The 17,338-nt window shown below is 65.0% G+C and carries 15 protein-coding genes; 7 read left to right on the forward strand and 8 right to left on the reverse strand.

Annotated elements, in window-relative coordinates:
* Nucleotide 1 precedes the first annotated feature (1 nt).
* The 6 genes from hisS (at nt 2) to B4M43_RS00425 (ending at nt 6,739) form a co-directional block, all read left to right on the forward strand.
* Entirely contained in the window at nt 2-1,291 is a 1,290-nt protein-coding gene (hisS, locus tag B4M43_RS00400) for a histidine--tRNA ligase (protein WP_296263052.1), read from the forward strand.
* A gap of 39 nt (nt 1,292-1,330) precedes the next feature.
* Nucleotides 1,331-1,972, forward strand: a complete 642-nt coding sequence (locus tag B4M43_RS00405; RefSeq protein ID WP_296263054.1) for a tetratricopeptide repeat protein — start codon at nt 1,331-1,333, stop codon at nt 1,970-1,972.
* A 1-nt stretch (nt 1,973) separates the two neighbouring features.
* Nucleotides 1,974-3,116, forward strand: a complete 1,143-nt coding sequence (gene bamB / locus B4M43_RS00410; protein WP_296263056.1) for an outer membrane protein assembly factor BamB — start codon at nt 1,974-1,976, stop codon at nt 3,114-3,116.
* A 116-nt stretch (nt 3,117-3,232) separates the two neighbouring features.
* Nucleotides 3,233-4,696 carry a ribosome biogenesis GTPase Der gene (gene der / locus B4M43_RS00415; protein ID WP_296263058.1) on the forward strand — a complete coding sequence of 488 codons (1,464 nt, stop codon included), beginning with the start codon at nt 3,233-3,235 and terminating at the stop codon, nt 4,694-4,696.
* Nucleotides 4,697-4,808: 112 nt separating this feature from the next.
* Nucleotides 4,809-5,957 (forward strand): pyridoxal phosphate-dependent aminotransferase, encoded by a 1,149-nt coding sequence (locus tag B4M43_RS00420; protein ID WP_296263060.1) that lies wholly within the window; start codon nt 4,809-4,811, stop codon nt 5,955-5,957.
* Nucleotides 5,945-6,739, forward strand: a complete 795-nt coding sequence (locus B4M43_RS00425; RefSeq protein ID WP_296263062.1) for an amidohydrolase — start codon at nt 5,945-5,947, stop codon at nt 6,737-6,739. The genes B4M43_RS00420 and B4M43_RS00425 overlap by 13 nt, the downstream gene beginning before the upstream one ends.
* A 66-nt stretch (nt 6,740-6,805) precedes the next feature.
* Here the strand turns inward: B4M43_RS00425 and B4M43_RS00430 are convergent, their stop codons facing one another.
* The 5 genes from B4M43_RS00430 to B4M43_RS00450 all read right to left on the reverse strand — a co-directional run bounded on the left by B4M43_RS00430 (nt 6,806) and on the right by B4M43_RS00450 (nt 11,868).
* Complete coding sequence (locus tag B4M43_RS00430; protein WP_296263064.1) at nt 6,806-7,969, reverse strand: type III PLP-dependent enzyme; 1,164 nt, start codon at nt 7,967-7,969, stop codon at nt 6,806-6,808.
* Between the two features lie 487 nt (nt 7,970-8,456).
* Nucleotides 8,457-9,611, reverse strand: coding sequence for a betaine/proline/choline family ABC transporter ATP-binding protein (locus tag B4M43_RS00435; protein ID WP_296263066.1), 1,155 nt, complete (start codon nt 9,609-9,611; stop codon nt 8,457-8,459).
* Nucleotides 9,608-10,261, reverse strand: coding sequence for an ABC transporter permease (locus B4M43_RS00440; RefSeq protein ID WP_296263068.1), 654 nt, complete (start codon nt 10,259-10,261; stop codon nt 9,608-9,610). The genes B4M43_RS00435 and B4M43_RS00440 overlap by 4 nt, the downstream gene beginning before the upstream one ends.
* Nucleotides 10,258-11,169, reverse strand: coding sequence for a glycine betaine ABC transporter substrate-binding protein (locus B4M43_RS00445; RefSeq protein ID WP_296263069.1), 912 nt, complete (start codon nt 11,167-11,169; stop codon nt 10,258-10,260). Before B4M43_RS00445 ends, B4M43_RS00440 begins: the two co-directional genes overlap by 4 nt.
* A gap of 12 nt (nt 11,170-11,181) precedes the next feature.
* Complete coding sequence (locus B4M43_RS00450) at nt 11,182-11,868, reverse strand: ABC transporter permease (protein ID WP_414707802.1); 687 nt, start codon at nt 11,866-11,868, stop codon at nt 11,182-11,184.
* A 503-nt stretch (nt 11,869-12,371) separates the two neighbouring features.
* On the opposite strand from B4M43_RS00450, the gene B4M43_RS00455 reads away from it, so the two are divergent.
* Complete coding sequence (locus B4M43_RS00455; RefSeq protein ID WP_296263074.1) at nt 12,372-13,955, forward strand: peptide chain release factor 3; 1,584 nt, start codon at nt 12,372-12,374, stop codon at nt 13,953-13,955.
* Between the two features lie 57 nt (nt 13,956-14,012).
* On the opposite strand, the gene B4M43_RS00460 is transcribed toward B4M43_RS00455, so the two are convergent.
* The 3 genes from B4M43_RS00460 to B4M43_RS00470 are packed head-to-tail and all read right to left on the reverse strand — an operon-like array spanning nt 14,013 to nt 16,930.
* Nucleotides 14,013-15,092 carry a polyamine ABC transporter substrate-binding protein gene (locus B4M43_RS00460; protein ID WP_296263075.1) on the reverse strand — a complete coding sequence of 360 codons (1,080 nt, stop codon included), beginning with the start codon at nt 15,090-15,092 and terminating at the stop codon, nt 14,013-14,015.
* Between the two features lie 57 nt (nt 15,093-15,149).
* Nucleotides 15,150-15,491: a cupin domain-containing protein gene (locus tag B4M43_RS00465; protein WP_296263077.1), complete on the reverse strand. Its 342-nt coding sequence runs from the start codon at nt 15,489-15,491 to the stop codon at nt 15,150-15,152.
* Nucleotides 15,492-15,523: 32 nt separating this feature from the next.
* The gene (locus B4M43_RS00470; RefSeq protein ID WP_296263078.1) at nt 15,524-16,930 is read right to left on the reverse strand and encodes an NAD(P)/FAD-dependent oxidoreductase; all 1,407 of its coding nucleotides are present in this window, start codon (nt 16,928-16,930) and stop codon (nt 15,524-15,526) included.
* Nucleotides 16,931-17,338: the final 408 nt, after the last annotated feature.

Below are 17,338 nucleotides of genomic sequence, written 5' to 3' on the forward strand. Positions count from 1 at the left end.
CGTGAGCAAATCGCTGCAAGCCATTCGTGGCATGAACGACATCCTGCCCGACCAGTCGCCGCTGTGGCGCTATGTCGAAGGCACCGTGGCCGGCCTGCTGGACGGCTATGGCTACAGCCAGATCCGCACGCCGATCGTCGAGTTCACCGAGCTGTTCAAGCGCTCGATCGGCGAGGTCACGGACATCGTCGAAAAAGAGATGTACACCTTCGAGGACCGCAACGGCGATTCGCTGACCCTTCGCCCCGAAGGCACCGCAGCCTGCGTGCGTGCGGTGCTCGAGCACGGCATCACCGGCAATGGCCAGGTGCAGAAGCTCTGGTACATCGGCCAGATGTTCCGCCACGAACGCCCGCAGAAGGGGCGCTACCGGCAGTTCCACCAAATCGGCGTGGAGGTGTTCAACCTCGATGGCCCGGACGTCGACGCCGAACTGATCATGCTCAGCTGGCGTCTGTGGGGCCAATTGGGCATCCGCGACGCGGTCACCCTGGAGCTCAACAGCCTGGGCACCAGCGAAGCCCGCGCCCGCTACCGCGACGCGCTGGTCGAGTTCCTCTCGGCGCGTCTCGAACATCTGGACGAAGACAGCCAGCGCCGCCTCAAGAGCAACCCGCTGCGCGTGCTCGACAGCAAGGACGCCGGCACCCAGGCGGTGCTGGTCGATGCGCCCAAGCTCGAGGACTACCTCGACGAAGAATCGCGCATCCACTTCGAAGGCCTGAAGGCGCGCTTGAACGCCGCCGGCATTCCCTTCGTCATCAACACCAAGCTGGTGCGCGGCCTGGACTACTACAGCAAGACCGTCTTCGAATGGGTCACCGACAAGCTCGGCGCCCAGGGCACGGTCTGCGCCGGTGGCCGCTACGACGGCCTGGTCGAGCAGATGGGCGGCAAGCCTACCCCTGGCGTCGGTTTCGCCATGGGCATCGAGCGCCTGATCCTGCTGCTGCAAACCCTCGACAAAGTCCCCGCCGCCATCAGCCGGCAGATCGACGTCTACCTGTGCGCCTTCGGCGAGCAGGCGGAGTTGGCCGGCCTGCGCCTGGCCGAACGTCTGCGCGACGGCCTGCCGGCCCTGCGCCTGGCGGTCAACGCCGGCGGCGGCAGCTTCAAGAGCCAGTTCAAGAAGGCCGACAAGAGCGGTGCGCTGTTCGCGCTGATCCTGGGCGACGACGAACTGGCCGGCGAGACCGTCGGTATCAAGCCCCTGCGTGGCCAGGGCGAACAACAGAACATTGCCTGGGATGCTCTGGCCGAGCACCTGCAAGCCGCCATCGCGCAAGCGTGACGCGGTTCAATAGCCGAATTGCTGAGAAGGAGTATTGGGGTGTCGAGTATCGATGATGAGGGCCTGGCTGGCGCCAAGGACTGGTGGAACCGCAACGGCAAGCCGCTGCTCACCGGTGCCTTGCTCGCCGCTGCCGTGGTGATGGGCTGGCAGGCCTGGCACAAGTACCAGACCAACCAGTCCCAGGGGGCCTCGAGCCTGTACCAGGCGCTGCTGGAAACCACCCTGACGCCGACCGGCACGCCGGACACGGCCAAGGTGGCGGAACTGGCCGGCAAGCTCAAGAGCGACTTCGGCGGCACGCCTTATGCGCAATACGGCAGCCTGTTCGTGGCCAAGGTCGCGGTCGAGAGCGGCAAGCTCGACGACGCCGCTGCCGAACTCAAGGGCGTGATGGACAAGCCGGCCGACGCCACCCTGGGCGAGATTTCCCGTCAGCGCCTGGCCCGTGTACTGGCCGCGCAAGACAAGGCCGAAGAAGCCCTCAAGCTGCTCGACGGCGACGCCGAGAAGGCCTTCCTCGCCAGCCGCGAGGAGCTCAAGGGTGACTTGCTGGTACAACTGGGGCGTGCCGACGATGCGCACGGCGCCTACGAAAAGGCCAAGGCCGCGCTGTCCGATGACGCCGCGACCGGTGGACTGCAATTGAAGCTGGACGACTTGGCCAAAGGGGACGCGTGACGTGATCGGTTGGAAACAAGCAGCAGTGCTGGCCCTGGCCGTTTTGGCCGCAGGTTGCAGCAGCAACGGCAAAAAAGAACTGCCACCGGCCGAATTGACCCAGTTCAAGGAGGAAGTGGCGCTCCAGAAACTCTGGAGCCGTTCGATCGGCGACGGTCAGGGCGAGAAATACAACCTGCTGGTGCCGGCGATCGAGAACGACCGCATCTTCGCCTCCGATGTGAACGGCGAGGTGTATGCCCTCAACCGCCGCACCGGCGACGTGGTCTGGGAGAAGGACCTCGACCTGCCCGTCTCGGGTGCGGTGGGCGTGGGCTATGGCCTGCTGACCCTCGGTACCCTCAAGGGCGAAGTGATCGCCTTGGACTCGAGCACCGGCGCCGAGCGCTGGCGCTCGCGGGTGAACAGCGAAGTGCTGGCGCCGCCTGCCAACAACGGTGACGTGGTCGTGGTGCAGACTCAGGACGATCGCCTGATCGGCCTGGACGCCGCCACCGGCGAGCGTCGCTGGATCTACGAAAGCTCGCCGGCCGTGCTGACCCTGCGCGGCACCGGCGCGCCGGTCGTCACCAACCGTCTGGCCATCGCCGGCCTGTCGACCGGCAAGGTCGTGGCCGTGGACATCCAGAACGGCGTGCCGGTCTGGGAAAGCCGCGTGGCCGTGCCGCAAGGCCGTTCCGAGCTCGAGCGCGTGGTGGACATCGACGGCGGCTTGCTGCTGTCCGGTGGCACCTTGTACGTCAGCACCTACCAGGGCCGCGTCGCGGGTCTGGATGTGGAAAGCGGCCGTGTGCTGTGGCAGCGCGACGCTTCCAGCTACGTGGGCGTGGCCCAGGGCTTCGGCAACGTCTACGTGAGCGAAGCGTCGGGCACGGTGGAAAGCGTCGACGAGCGTTCCTCCAGCGCCCTGTGGAGCAACGACAGCATGGCGCGCCGTCAGCTCTCGGCGCCGGAAGTGTTCTCCAGCTACGTAGCCGTAGGCGACTTCGAAGGCTATCTGCACCTGCTCAGCCAGGTCGACGGCCGTTTCGTCGGCCGTGAGCGGATCGACAGCGATGGCCTGCGCGCCCGGCCCCTGGTGGTCGACGACACCATCTATGTCTTCGGCAACAGCGGCAAGCTCGAGGCACTGACCCTGCGCTGACGCTATGCTCAGGGTCTTGCCGACCTTGAGCCGCGGTGCCCTCGGCACCGCACGAACTCCGGCCGCTGCCCTGCAGCGGCCTTTGCATTTTCAAGAATTAACCAGTGGAGAGCCGCATGGTTCCCGTAATCGCCTTGGTAGGGCGGCCGAATGTCGGCAAGTCCACCCTGTTCAACCGCCTGACCAAGACCCGCGACGCCATCGTCGGCGACCTGTCGGGTCTGACCCGTGACCGCCAGTACGGCGATGCCAGCTGGCAGGGTCGCTCCTACATCCTGGTCGACACCGGTGGCATCACCGGCGACGAAGTCGGCATGGACGAAAAGATGGCCGAGCAATCGCTGATGGCCATCGAGGAAGCCGACTATGTGCTGTTCCTGGTCGATGCCCGCGCGGGCATGACCGCAGCCGACCAGATGATCGCCGAGCACCTGCGCAAGCGCAACAAATCCGCCGTGCTGGTCGCCAACAAGATCGACAACATCGATGCCGACGTGGCCCGCGCCGAGTTCTCGCCGTTGGGCATGGGCAACGCCGTGCCAGTGGCCGGCGCCCAGGGGCGTGGCATCAATGCGCTGATGGAATCGGTGCTGGGGCATATCCCGCGCGATGCCGAGGAAGAAGCGCTGGACGCCGACGTCGCCGAAGGCGAAGAAGCGGTGCGCATTCCCGGCCCGAGCGAAAAGGATGGCATCAAGATCGCCATCATCGGACGCCCCAACGTCGGCAAGTCGACCCTGGTCAACCGCATGCTCGGCGAAGAGCGCGTGGTGGTCTACGACGAACCCGGCACTACCCGTGACAGCATCTACATTCCCTTCGAGCGCGACGGCGAGAAGTACACCTTCATCGACACCGCCGGGGTGCGTCGCCGCGGCAAGATCCACGAGGAAGTCGAGAAGTTCTCGGTGGTCAAGACGTTGCAGGCGATCAAGGACGCCAACGTCGTGGTCTTCGTCATGGACGCCCGCGAAGGCGTGGTCGACCACGACCTCAACCTGCTGGGCTTCGCCCTGGAAGCCGGCCGCGCCATCGTCATCGCACTGAACAAGTGGGACGGCATGCAGCCGGGCGAGCGCGACTACGTGAAGACCGAGCTGGAACGCCGGCTGTTCTTCGTCGACTTCGCCGACATCCACTTCATCTCGGCGCTGCATGGCACCGGCGTGGGCAACCTGTACAAGTCGGTGCAGGCCGCGTTCAAGTCGGCCGTGACCCGCTGGCCCACCAGCCGCCTGACGCAGATCCTCGAAGACGCCATCAGCGAGCACCAGCCGCCGCTGGTCAACGGGCGGCGCATCAAGCTGCGCTATGCCCACCTGGGTGGCGCCAACCCGCCGCTGATCGTGATCCACGGCAACCAGACCGAGAAGATTCCGCGCTCGTACTCGCGCTACCTGGAGAACACCTACCGCCGCGTGCTCAAGCTGGTTGGCACGCCGATCCGCATCGAGTACAAAGGCGGCGAGAACCCCTTCGAGGGCAAGAAGAACACCCTCACCGACCGTCAGGTCAACAAGAAGCGCCGCTTGATGTCGCACCACAAGAAGGCCGAGAAGAAGCGCCGCGACAAGCGCTGATCGACGCATAGCGGCCATTGGTAAGAAAGCGGTATGGGGTGACCCATGCCGCTTTTTCTTATGGCCCAGAGCTTGTAGCTTATAGTCCTCGCACCTGTAGGAAGAGGGCTACATGATCCGCAGCAAGCTGCCCCACGTCGGCACCAACATCTTCACCACCATGTCGCAGTTGGCGGCGCAGACCGGTGCGCTGAACCTGTCCCAGGGTTTTCCCGACTTCACCGCGCCGCAGCCCTTGCTCGACGCGGTGGGCCGTCACGTCAGCGCCGGCCATAACCAGTACGCGCCCATGATCGGGCTGGCCGCCTTGCGCGAGCAGGTGGCCAGCAAGGTGGAGCGGCTGTATGGCGCCAAGGTCGATCCCGAGCTGGAGGTGACCATCACCCCGGGCGCCACCGAGGCGATCTTCTGCGCGATCCAGGCGGTGATCCAGCCCGGTGACGAGGCCATCATCTTCGACCCTTGCTACGATGCCTACGACCCGGCCGTGACCCTGGCCGGTGGCCGCTGCGTGCACGTGCAACTGAGCGACGGCGCTTTCGGCATCGATTGGCAAGCCTTCGGCGACGCCCTGACGCCGCGCACACGGCTGGTGGTGCTCAACTCGCCGCATAATCCCAGCGGCGCCCTGATCAGCCGTGCCGACCTGGACCGGCTGGCGCAACTGGTCGCCGAGCGCGACCTCTACCTGATCAGCGACGAAGTCTACGAACACCTGGTCTACGACGGGGCCCAGCACGCCAGCGTGTTGGCGCATGAACAGTTGTACGCGCGCACATTCGTGGTCAGCTCGTTCGGCAAGACCTACCATGTGACCGGCTGGAAGATCGGCTACGTGGTCGCGCCACCGGCCCTGAGCCGCGAGCTGCGCAAGGTGCACCAGTACGTCAACTTCTGCGCCGTGACGCCCTTGCAGCACGCGCTGGCCGAATTCATGGCCGCGCATCCCGAGCACATCGACGAGTTGCCGGGCTTCTACCAAGCCAAGCGCGACCTGTTCTGCAGCCTCTTGCAGGGTTCGCGGCTGCGCTTTACCCCCACCCCAAGCACCTATTTCCAGCTGGTCGACTACTCGGCAATCCGCCCTGACCTCAACGACCAGGAGATGGCCGTGTGGCTGACCCGCGAGCACGGTGTGGCGAGCATTCCGGTCTCGGTGTTCTACCAGCAACCCATCGCCGAGCAACGCCTGCTGCGTCTGTGCTTCGCCAAACGTGAGGAGACGCTGCAACACGCGGCGGAGAAACTATGCGCGATCTGAGCCAACTGCCCGACCTGACTATCGCCCTGGTGCAGACCGAACTGGCCTGGCAGGACCGCCAAGCCAACTACGACCATTTCGACACCTTGTTGGAGCAAGCGGCCGGTGCCGACTTGGTCGTGCTGCCGGAGATGTTCACCAGCGGGTTTTCCATGGAGTCCGAGCGCCTGGCCGAAGCCGACAACGGCCCGACCAGCAAGTGGCTCAAGGCCCAGGCCAAGAAGCTCGGTGCGGTGGTGACCGGCAGCGTGATCGTCCGCGCCGCCGACGGCAGCCACCGCAACCGTCTGCTGTGGGCGCGGCCCGACGGCGAGGTGCTGCATTACGACAAGCGCCACCTGTTCCGCATGGCCGGCGAGCACAAGCACTACACCCCCGGTGAGCGCCAGGTGCAGTTCGAGCTCAACGGCTGGCGCATTCGCCCGCTGATCTGCTACGACCTGCGCTTCCCGGTGTGGAGCCGCGACGCTGCCGACACCGACCTGCTGCTCTATACGGCCAACTGGCCAGCCGCCCGCCGCCTGCACTGGAACCGCCTGCTACCGGCGCGCGCCATCGAGAACCTGTGCTTCGTCGCCGCGGTGAACCGCGTGGGCACGGATGGCAAAGGCTTCGGTTATAGCGGCGACAGCCAGGTGCTGGACTACCATGGCGAAAGCCTGCTCAGCGCAGGCGAGGCCGACGGCGTGTTCACCGTGCAACTGCGCGCCACGGAACTGGCCGCCTACCGCGCACGCTTCCCCGCCAATCTGGATGCCGATGGCTTCCAACTGGAGTATTGAGCGAAACGAGGGGGAGGGTAGAGCGCTCGGAACAAGGGCCACCGCTGGGTGGCCCTCGATCGAAGCTTACAGGTAGAACGCTTTCAGCGGTGGGAAGCCGTTGAATTCCACCGCGCTGTAGCTGGTGGTGTAGGCGCCGGTCGACAGCCAGTACAGGCGGTCGCCGATGGCCAGGTTCAGTGGCAGGCCGTACTTGTAGTGCTCGTACATGATGTCGGCGCTGTCGCAGGTCGGGCCGGCGATCACCACCTCTTCCATCTCGCCTTTCTTCTCGGTCCAGATCGGGAACTTGATCGATTCGTCCATGGTTTCGATCAGGCCGGAGAACTTGCCCACGTCGGTGTATACCCAGCGCTCCACGGCGGTACGCGACTTGCGCGCCACCAGCACCACTTCGCTGACCAGGATACCGGCGTTGGCGATCAGCGAACGGCCCGGCTCGAGGATGATTTCCGGCAGGTCGTCGCCGAAGTCTTCCTTGAGGAAGCGGATGATCTCTTCGGCATAGGTTTCCAGGCTGTTGGTACGGGTGATGTAGTTGGCCGGGAAGCCGCCGCCCATGTTGATCAGCTTCAACTCGATGCCGTCTTCTTCCTTCAGGCGCTCGAAGATCACCTTGACCTTGGCGATGGCCGCATCCCACACGCTGATGTCGCGCTGCTGCGAGCCGACGTGGAAGGAGATGCCGTACGGCACCAGGCCCAGGTCGCGGGCGAGGATCAGCAGGTCCATGGCCATGTCGGTCTGGCAGCCGAATTTGCGCGACAGCGGCCAGTCGGCGGTGGTCGAGCCTTCGGTGAGGATGCGCACGTAGACCTTCGAGCCCGGTGCGGCCTTGGCGATGTTGCGCAGGTCGGCTTCGGAATCGGTGGCGTACAGGCGCACGCCCTTCTCGTAGAAGTAGCGGATGTCCTTGGACTTCTTGATGGTGTTGCCGTAGCTGATGCGGTCGGCGCTCACGCCCTGGTTCATCACCTTGTCCAGCTCGTAGATCGAGGCGATGTCGAAGTTCGAGCCCTTGTCCTTGAGCAGGTCGATGATCTCCACGGCCGGGTTGGCCTTGACCGCGTAGTAGACCTTGGCGAATTCGAAACCGGCGCGCAGGTCGTCGTAGGCCTTGCTGATGATCTGCGTGTCGATGACGACGAACGGGGTTTCCTGCTTGTCGGCGAACGCCTTCATCTTGGTGAAAGTGTCACGTGCGAAATAGTCTTCGACTTGGATCGACATGCTCAAGGACTCCATGGGCAAACGGAATGAATAAGTGGTTGCAGACGAACGCCCTCCGTATCCCCACGTTGGAGGGCTCGACGGGGCCTTGGACGGCGCAGGTCGGAGCCGGATGGATCGTTTCCAGCATGGACGTTCGGCGCGCACTGTAGGGCGTGGGGACCGTGGAATCAACAGGCGAATCGGGCCTGCACCCTGAGTGATCGACTGGCCCGGCGGGCGGATGTTCCGGTGGGATCGGCAAGCGTTAAATATTGTGGAAGGGGCAGTATGGGAGCGGCTTGAGCCGCGATGGCCGACGCAGTCGGCCCAACCGGCCGAAGGCTGTACCGCACGGACCCTGCGGTGTCTGGGAGGGGCTGCTAGGCAGCCCATCGCGGCTCAAGCCGCTCCTACAACTGTGCATATTTATGGCCACGCCGCCTGTTCGAACGCGCAGACGGCCGGCCATAAATTTTTTGTTACTGACTCATTTTTCGTCAGCGCTTCAGGACACCGCCTCCGCCGGCGACACGATGCTGGTCTTCGCACCGCGCGAGCGACCCGAGCTCAGGTACGCCGCGATCGACTCCTGAGTCACCTCGCCCAAGAACACCTGCTCGGCATCGAGCACCGGCAGCCAGGCGCGGTTGAACTCATACATGCGCGACAACAAGATGCGCAGGTGCTCTTCGTGTGAGGCGGTGGCGTTGAACGGGCGCAGGAAGTCGCCGCAGGTGCCCTGCTGGCGGTGCATGTCGCGGCGCCGCACATAGCCCAGCGCCTTGTTCGCCGCATCGGTCACCACCACATAGCGGCGGTCGTGTTCGTCGAGCAGCTCCAGGGCGTCGGCCACCGGCGTTTCCGGGCTGACCGACGGGGCGTTGTCGGCCGCGTCTTCGGCCTTGACCAGGAGCAGGCGCTTGAGGGTGCTGTCCTGGCCGACGAAGCTGCTGACGAACTCGTCGGCCGGGTGCGCGAGCAGGGTGTCGGGATGGTCGAGCTGCAACAGCCTGCCGGCACGGAAGATGGCGATCTTGTCGCCCAGCTTGATGGCTTCGTCGATGTCGTGGCTGACCATGATCACGGTCTTGTTCAAGGCGCGTTGCATTTCGAAGAACTCGTTCTGGATCATTTCCCGGTTGATCGGGTCGACCGCGCCGAAGGGCTCGTCCATCAGCAATACCGGCGCGTCGGCCGCCAGGGCGCGGATCACGCCGATGCGCTGCTGCTGGCCGCCGGACAGTTCGCGCGGGTAGCGTTGCAGGTACTGCTTGGGTTCGAGCTTGATCATGCTCATCAGCTCGCGGGCGCGGTCGTGGCAGCGCTGTTTGTCCCAGCCCAGCAGGCGCGGCACCACGGTGATGTTCTCTTCGATGGTCATGTTGGGGAACAGGCCGATCTGCTGGATCACGTAACCGATGTGCCGGCGCAGGGTCACTTCGTCCAGGCCCGTGGTGTCTTCGCCATTGATAAAGACTTGGCCCGAGGTGGGCGCGATCAGGCGGTTGATCATCTTCAGCGTGGTGCTCTTGCCGCAGCCCGAAGGCCCCAGGAACACGCAGATCTCGCCTTCGTTGACGGTCAGGCTGACCGCATCGACGGCTTTGATCTGCTTGCCGTTGGCGGTGAAGGTTTTGCTGAGGTTCTTCAGTTCGATCATGAGCGCAGTCCTTCTGGAGTCAGGGCACGTTGCAGGGTTTGCAGGAGCAGGTCGGCAAGGATGGCCAGCAGGCTGACCAGCACGGCGCCGACCAGTAGCATCGACATGTCGCTGCGGCTGATGGAGGTGAGGATGAGCACGCCCAGGCCACCGGCGCCGATGGTCGCGGCAATGGTCATGACGCCGATGTTCATCACCACGGCGGTGCGCACCCCGGCGAGGATCACCGGTACGGCGATGGGCAGCTCGACCATGCGCAAGCGCTGGCCGAAGGTCATGCCGATGCCGCGCGCCGCTTCGCGGATGCCTGGCTCGACGCTGGTCAGGGCCAGGTAGGTGTTGCGCAGGATCGGCAGCAGCGAATAGAGGAACACGGCGGTGATCGCCGGCAGCGGGCCCAAGCCCTGGCCGAACTTGGAGTAGAACGGCAGCAGCAGGCCGAACAGGGCGATGGATGGGATGGTCAGCAGCACGGTGGCGCAGGCCTGCACCGGGCCGGCCACGGCCGGAAAACGGGTCATCAGGATGCCCAGCGGCACGCCGAAGAGGATCGCCAGGCCCACGGCGACGCCGACCAGGGTCAGGTGCTGCAAGGTCAATTGCAGCACCAGCGCCCAGTCGAGATGGCTGAAGGTGTCGAACAGGCTCATGGTTTCACCTCGCCGAGTGCGTGGTCGCGCAGGAAGGCCGCGGCTACGCGGCTCGGGCTCTGGTGCTCGACGTCGATGCGCGCGTTGAGCGTGCGCATGGTCTGGTCGTCGAGCGCCGCGGCCAGGGGTTCGAGCAGTGTCGCCAGTTGCGGATGCGCCTCGAGCACTTCGGTGCGCAGCACGGGGGCGGCGGTGTAGTCGGGGAAATAGTGCAGGTCGTCCTCGAGCAGCTTGAGGTTGAAGGCGTTCAGGCGGCCGTCGGTGGTGTAGACCAGGCCGGCGAATACCTGATTGTTACGCATGGCGGTGTACACCAGGCCCGAGTCCATCTGGCGGATGTTTCGGCGGTCGAGCGGCATGCCGTATAGCTCGCGCAGGCCGACCAGGCCGTCGGGGCGGTTGGCGAACTCGGTGTCCAAAGCCACCAGGTGGCTGCGCTCGGATTCGTCGTTGAGCACGCGGGTCAGGTCGCTGATGCTATCGATCTGCGGATAGGCCTGGGCCACCTTCTGCGGCAGGCCGAGCGCATAGGTGTTGCTGAATTTCGACGGGGCCAGCCAGGTCAGGCCTTTCTGCGCATCGAGCTGCTTGACCTTGGCGTAGGTGGCCTCGGGGCTGGGCATGCGTTCTTCGATGTGGTTGTAGGAGACCAGCGACACCCCGGTGTATTCCCAGAGCATGTCGAGCTGCCCGGTCTCCTGGGCCTGGCGCGCGATGTTGCTGCCCAGGCCCGAGGTGATGCGCACGTCGAAACCGTTGGCGCGCAGGTACTGCGCGGTGATTTCGGCGAGGATGGTCTGCTCGGTGAAGACCCGGGCGCCGATGCGGATCAGCGGTTTCTGCGCGGCCTGGGCGACGCTTGCGCACAGCAAGGCCGCGCCCAGGGCAATGGCGATCAATCGTTTCATGACAGTCCTCGTTCAGTGGGCCAGGCCGCGTTCCAGCCAGCGCTTGCTGGAAAAACTCACCAGCGCGTCGAGCAGCAGTGCCAGCAGTGCAGTGCAGGCGGCGCCGAGCAGCAGTTGCGGCTGGTTGTTCAAGGCGATGCCGGGGAAGATCAGGCTGCCCAGGCTGTTGGCGCCGATCAGGAACGACAGGGGCGCAGTGCCGACGTTCAGGGCCAGGGCCACGCGCACGCCGCCGACGATGATGGGCACGGCGTTGGGCAGCTCCACCTGCAAGAGTTGCTGGCGCGGCGTCATGCCGATGCCGGTGGCGGCTTCCTTGAGGGAGGCCGGGACGTTCTTCAGGCCTTCGTAGGTGTTGCGCACGATGGGCAGCAGGGAGGCGAGGAACAGCGCGAAGATCGCGGGGCCGGCACCAATGCCTAGGACACTGAGGGCGATGGCCAGAACGGCCAGGGGAGGGATGGTGTTGCCAACGTTGAAGAACTGCATGAAGCGCTCGGCTTTGTCGACCCTGTGCGGCCGACTCAAGGCAATGCCGGCGGGGATGCCCACGGCCAACGCCGCCGCCATCGAAGCCAGCACCAGCACCAGGTGCGCTTGCAGGTAAAAGCCAAGGTCGCCTTGGTAGCGGGCGATCGTGTCGAGGCCGATCCAGTGGATCAGCAGGGCCAGGATGACGAGCACGGCGGCCCATCCCATCAGCCCCTTTCCGTAGCGTCTAGCCACAGGTGGACTCCTTTGTCAGGTCGGCGAACGCACGTCCCGGTAGACCGACATCGCCGGCGGCGGGCAGTGGGTTCGCGAGTAGCGGCGCAGCGCCGGCGAGCGGCAGCCAATCACGCCATGAGCCAAGCCTCGTCAGGCTCGTGAAGCAGGTGTCGCCAGCCCTGGAACGCGGGGTGCGGCAGGGGAGCGGACGTCTCCGAAGGGCACAAAGGTTTACACGTTGGCAGGCATTTGGCTAGCGTTGATCCACTGCCTGGGGTGGCGCTCGGCAGGAAAAAACAGGCATTGGAAGGCGATTAGGCCAGTGAAAACACTGGTTTCACGCCAAGCGCCAGCGCGCTTACCGTTTAGTGTTTCGGCCAGGCGGGCCGGGTGCTGCGGGGTAGCGCGGGCCGGCCGCTGCCACAGCTTTGGTCTGGCGGCAAGATCGGGTATCATACCGCCCCTTTTTCAAAGACCCAGTCAGGCGATTTCCCATGACCCAACAGGCCGCCGAAGTCGCGAAGCGCCGCACTTTCGCCATCATTTCCCACCCCGACGCCGGTAAGACCACCATCACCGAGAAGCTGCTGCTGATGGGCAAGGCCATTGCCGTCGCCGGTACCGTGAAGTCGCGCAAGTCCGACCGCCATGCCACCTCCGACTGGATGGAAATGGAGAAGCAGCGCGGTATCTCCATCACCACCTCGGTGATGCAGTTCCCCTACCGCGAACAGATGATCAACCTGCTCGACACCCCCGGCCACGAAGACTTCTCCGAAGACACCTACCGCACCCTGACCGCGGTCGACTCCGCGTTGATGGTGCTCGACGGCGGTAAGGGCGTCGAACCACGCACCATCGCCCTGATGGACGTCTGCCGCCTGCGCGACACGCCGATCGTGAGCTTCATCAACAAGCTCGACCGCGACATCCGCGACCCCATCGAGCTGCTCGACGAAATCGAAGCGGTGCTCAAGATCAAGGCCGCGCCGATCACCTGGCCGATCGGCTGCTACCGCGACTTCAAGGGCGTGTACCACCTGACCGGCGACTACATCATCGTCTACACCCCAGGGCACGGCCACGAGCGCACCGAAACCAAGATCATCGAGAAGCTCGACTCCGACGAGGCCCGCGCGCACCTGGGCGACCAGTACGACAGCTTCGTCGAGCAGTTGGAACTGGTGCAGGGCGCCTGCCACGAGTTCAATCAGGACGAGTTCATCAACGGTCAGCTGACCCCAGTGTTCTTCGGCACCGCGCTGGGCAACTTCGGCGTCGACCACGTGCTCGATGCGGTGGTCGATTGGGCGCCACGCCCACTGGGCCGGGTAGCCAACGAGCGCACCGTCGAGCCTGTGGAAGAGAAGTTCACCGGCTTCGTGTTCAAGATCCAGGCGAACATGGACCCCAAGCACCGCGACCGCATCGCTTTCATGCGCATCTGCTCGGGCCGTTACGAGAAGGGCATGAAGATGCGCCACGTGCGCCTGGGCAAGGACCTGCGCGTGGGCGATGCGCTGACGTTCTTCTCCTCCGAGCGCGAACAGCTCGAAGAGGCCTATGCCGGCGACATCATCGGCCTGCACAACCACGGCACCATCCAGATCGGCGACACCTTCAGCGAAGGCGAAGTGCTGGGCTTCACCGGCATTCCGCACTTCGCCCCGGAGCTGTTCCGCCGCGTGCGCCTGAAAGACCCGCTCAAGTCCAAGCAGCTGCGCCAGGGCCTGCAACAGCTGGCCGAAGAGGGCGCGACCCAGGTGTTCTTCCCAGAACGCAGCAACGACATCATCCTCGGCGCGGTCGGCGTGCTGCAGTTCGACGTGGTCGCCAGCCGTCTGAAGGAGGAATACAAGGTCGAGTGCGCCTACGAGCCGATCACCGTATGGTCGGCCCGCTGGATCACGTGCGACGACAAGAAGAAGCTCGAAGACTTCAAGACCAAGGCCTTCGAGAACCTGGCCATCGACGGCGGCGGCCACCTGACCTACCTGGCCCCGACGCGGGTCAACCTGGCGCTGATGGAAGAGCGCTGGCCGGACGTGAAATTCCGCGCCACCCGCGAGCACCATTGATCGCCCGAACGAGCGTGCGCCGGTGTTCCGACCGCACGCTCGTCCGCGTCGACACCGTCAGTTGCCGGCCTTGATGCTCGTCCAGATCCGCGTGCGAATGCGGTCGATCTTCGCCGGCATCGATTCCAGGGCGAACAGCTTGCCCATCACGGCGTCGCTCGGGTAGACCATGCTGTTCTGGGTCAACGCCGGTTGCACGAGGGCATTGGCCTTGAGGTTGCCGTTGGCGTACTGCACCGAGTCGCTGATGTTGGCCATCACCTCGGGCTGCAGCAGGTAGTTCATGTAGGCGTAGGCCGCCTTCTCGTTCGGCGCATCGGCCGGCATGGCGACCATGTCGAACCACAGCGGCGCACCTTCCTTGGGAATCGAGTAGCCCACCTTGACCCCGTTCTTCGCCTCTTCGGCGCGGTTCTTCGCCTGCAACACGTCGCCCGAGAAGCCCACCACCACGCACACGTCGCCGTTGGCCAGGTCGCCGGTGTACTTGGACGAGTGGAAGTAGCTGATGTACGGCCGCGCCTTCATCAGCAGCGCCTTGGCTTTCTCGTAGTCCTCGGGCTTCTGGCTGTGGTGCGGCAGGCCCAGGTAGTTGAGGGCGATGGGCAGCAGCTCCGGGCCGTTGTCCAGCATCGCCACGCCGCAGCTTTTCAGCTTGCTCAGGTACTCGGGCTTGAAGATCAGGTCCCAGGAGTCGAGCGGCGCGTCCTCGCCCAGCACCGCTTTGACCTTGTCGACGTTGTAGCCGATGCCGGTGCTGCCCCAGAGGTAGGGGAAGCCGTACTGGTTGCCCGGGTCGTTCACCTCCAGCACCTTGAGCAGGCGCGGGTCGAGGTTCTGCCAATTCGGCAACTGCGCCTTGTCGAGGCGTTTCAAGGCCCCGCCCTGGATCTGCCGGGCCATGAAGTGGTTGGACGGAAACACCACGTCGTAGCCGGAGTGGCCGGTCATCAGCTTGCCGTCGAGGGTTTCGTTGCTGTCGTAGACGTCGTAGGTCGGCACGATGCCAGTGGCTTTCTGGAAGTTCTGCAACGTGTCGGGCGCGATGTAGCTCGACCAGTTGTAGATCTTCACCGAGTCGGCGGCGTTGGCCAGGCCTGCGGTCAGCATCAGGGGGGCGAGGAGGAGTGTGCGCATGTCCGGTTTACCTTGCGTGGTCTGTTGTTGTCGAAGAACGGCAGGCGGATCGGCGGATCAGAAAATCAACACATAGGTCTTGCGTACGGTCTCCTGGATGTCCCAGGTGCCGGTGCTGTTGGCCGGTAGCATCAGGGCGTCTCCGGCTTCGATGAGCAGGGGCTCGCCGCCATCGGGGGTGAAGGTGCAGCGGCCCTTGATGAAATGGCAGAACTCCTGCTGCACGATCTGCCGCCGCCAGCGCCCCGGGGTGCATTCCCAGATGCCGGTTTCCACCCCGTCGCTGCGCTCCACGCAGGTGACCGAGGTGACGGCCACAGGCTCGCCGAGCGGTACGGCGACCGGGCTGGAGGTGTCCAGCACGGTGCTGTCGGTGTGTTTGAACTGGGTGATGCGCATGGCGATGGGTCTCCTATGAAGGTGGGCGCAACTCAGTGCATGAAGCCTTCCATGAACCCTGCCAGGCCGATGGCGAAGCGGCGACGCCAGGCTGGGCTGGCCGGGTCGGCGAGCACGCGGTCCTCGTGCACGAAGCTGCGGATGATCGCGTTGTAGCCCAGCCAGCGGCACGGCTCGGGCGGCCACCTGGCCAGGCTCGACAGGGGACGGTTGTCGTGCACCCAGGGCTGGGCGGTGAGTGCGTTGTGCTGGCCGAGGATCAGTGCGGCCAGGGTGCGACCGCCCAGGTTGCTGGCGCCCACCCCCTCGCCGCCGTAGCCGCCGGCCAGGGCCAGGCCGCGTTGGCGGTCGCACAGCATGTGCGGCCGGAAACGCCGGGCCATGCCCAGGTTGCCGCCCCAGGAATGGCTGATGCGCACGTGCTTCAAATGCGGGAACAGTTCGCCGAACAGGTAGCGGCGCAGTTCGACCTCGGCTTCGCTCAGGGTGAAGTCCTCGCGCAGACGGCCGCCGAAGCGGTAGCCGCCGCGCGCGCCGAACACCAGACGGTCGTCGAGCGTGCGCTGGCCGTAGGTCACCTGACGGCTGCCCTCGCTGAACGCCTGGCCTTGGCTGAGGCCGATCTGCTCCCAAGCCGAGGGGGGCAGCGGCTCGGTCGCCACCAGCAGGCTCTGCACCGGCAGCTGGTAATGCCCAAGCGGCGGCAGGCTGGCGGCATAGCCTTCGACGGCCGGCACCACCCATTGGCAGCGCACGCGGGCTCGGGCAGTCAGCACTTCGCCGGTATGCCAATCGTGCGCAGGGGTGCCTTCGTAGATCGTGACGCCCAGCGCTTCGACCGTCCGCGCCAGCCCGCGCACCAGCTTGGCGGGGTGGATCGTCGCCACATGGGGGCAGAAAATCGCGCCATAGGCATTGCTGGCACGCAGTTGCCCGGCCAGTTGCTCGGGCTTGAGCCAGCGGTAGTCGTCCTCGTTCATGCCCTGGCGGTACAGGTCGTCGAGGTAGGCGCGCAGGTGGCGTTCCTGCTCCGGATAGCGGGCGGCGCAGTAGATCACCCCGGCCTTGCGGTAGTCGCAGTCGATGCCTTCGCGCTGCAGCACGCGCTGCACTTCGTCGGGGATGCTGTGCAGCAGGTCGACGCTGGCGCGGCGTTGCTGGGCCGAAAGCGTGGCGAGCATGCGGTCTTCGCCGAGCAGGTTGCCCATCAGCCAGCCGCCGTTGCGGCCCGAAGCGCCGAAGCCTGCGGTGTTGGCTTCGAGGATGGCGATGCGCAGGTGCGGGGCCTGGCGCTTGAGGTAGTAGGCGGTCCACAGGCCGGTGTAGCCGGCGCCGACGATGCACACGTCGACGTCCAGGTCGTGTTGCAGGGGCGGACGTGGGTCGAGCGGTTCGTCGAGCTGGTCCATCCACAGGCTGATCGTGCGCCAGGCTTGCATCGCTACCGCTCCTACTGTCGTTGCAGGTGTGCGGAGGATGCTAGTCGGGGAATGGGGGCGATGTCTTGTGTGCGTGCACGCAGAGAAAACGGGTCCAGCGAGCGGTATCTATCCAGCTCTATAGACGCTCGGACATTTGTAACCTCATGGCCGCTGCACTCTTTGCCATAAGGATACTGCAATGAAAAGTTACGCTCATTTACCCAAGCAATGCGCCAAAGCGCCCAAGAAGCCTGGGGCTGGCACGCCTGCTCACCATCCTGCGAAGCCCCCTGTAAAGCCCCCCGTGCATCCGCCTGTGCATCCACCGGAAAAGCCTCCCGCGCATCCGCCCGTGCACCCACCGAGAAAGCCGCCCGTGCATCCACCCGTGCACCCACCGATAAAGCCACCGGTGAGCCCTCCAAA

The sequence above is a fragment of the Pseudomonas sp. UBA6562 genome (assembly GCF_002434265.1).
Taxonomy (GTDB): Bacteria; Pseudomonadota; Gammaproteobacteria; order Pseudomonadales; family Pseudomonadaceae; genus Aquipseudomonas.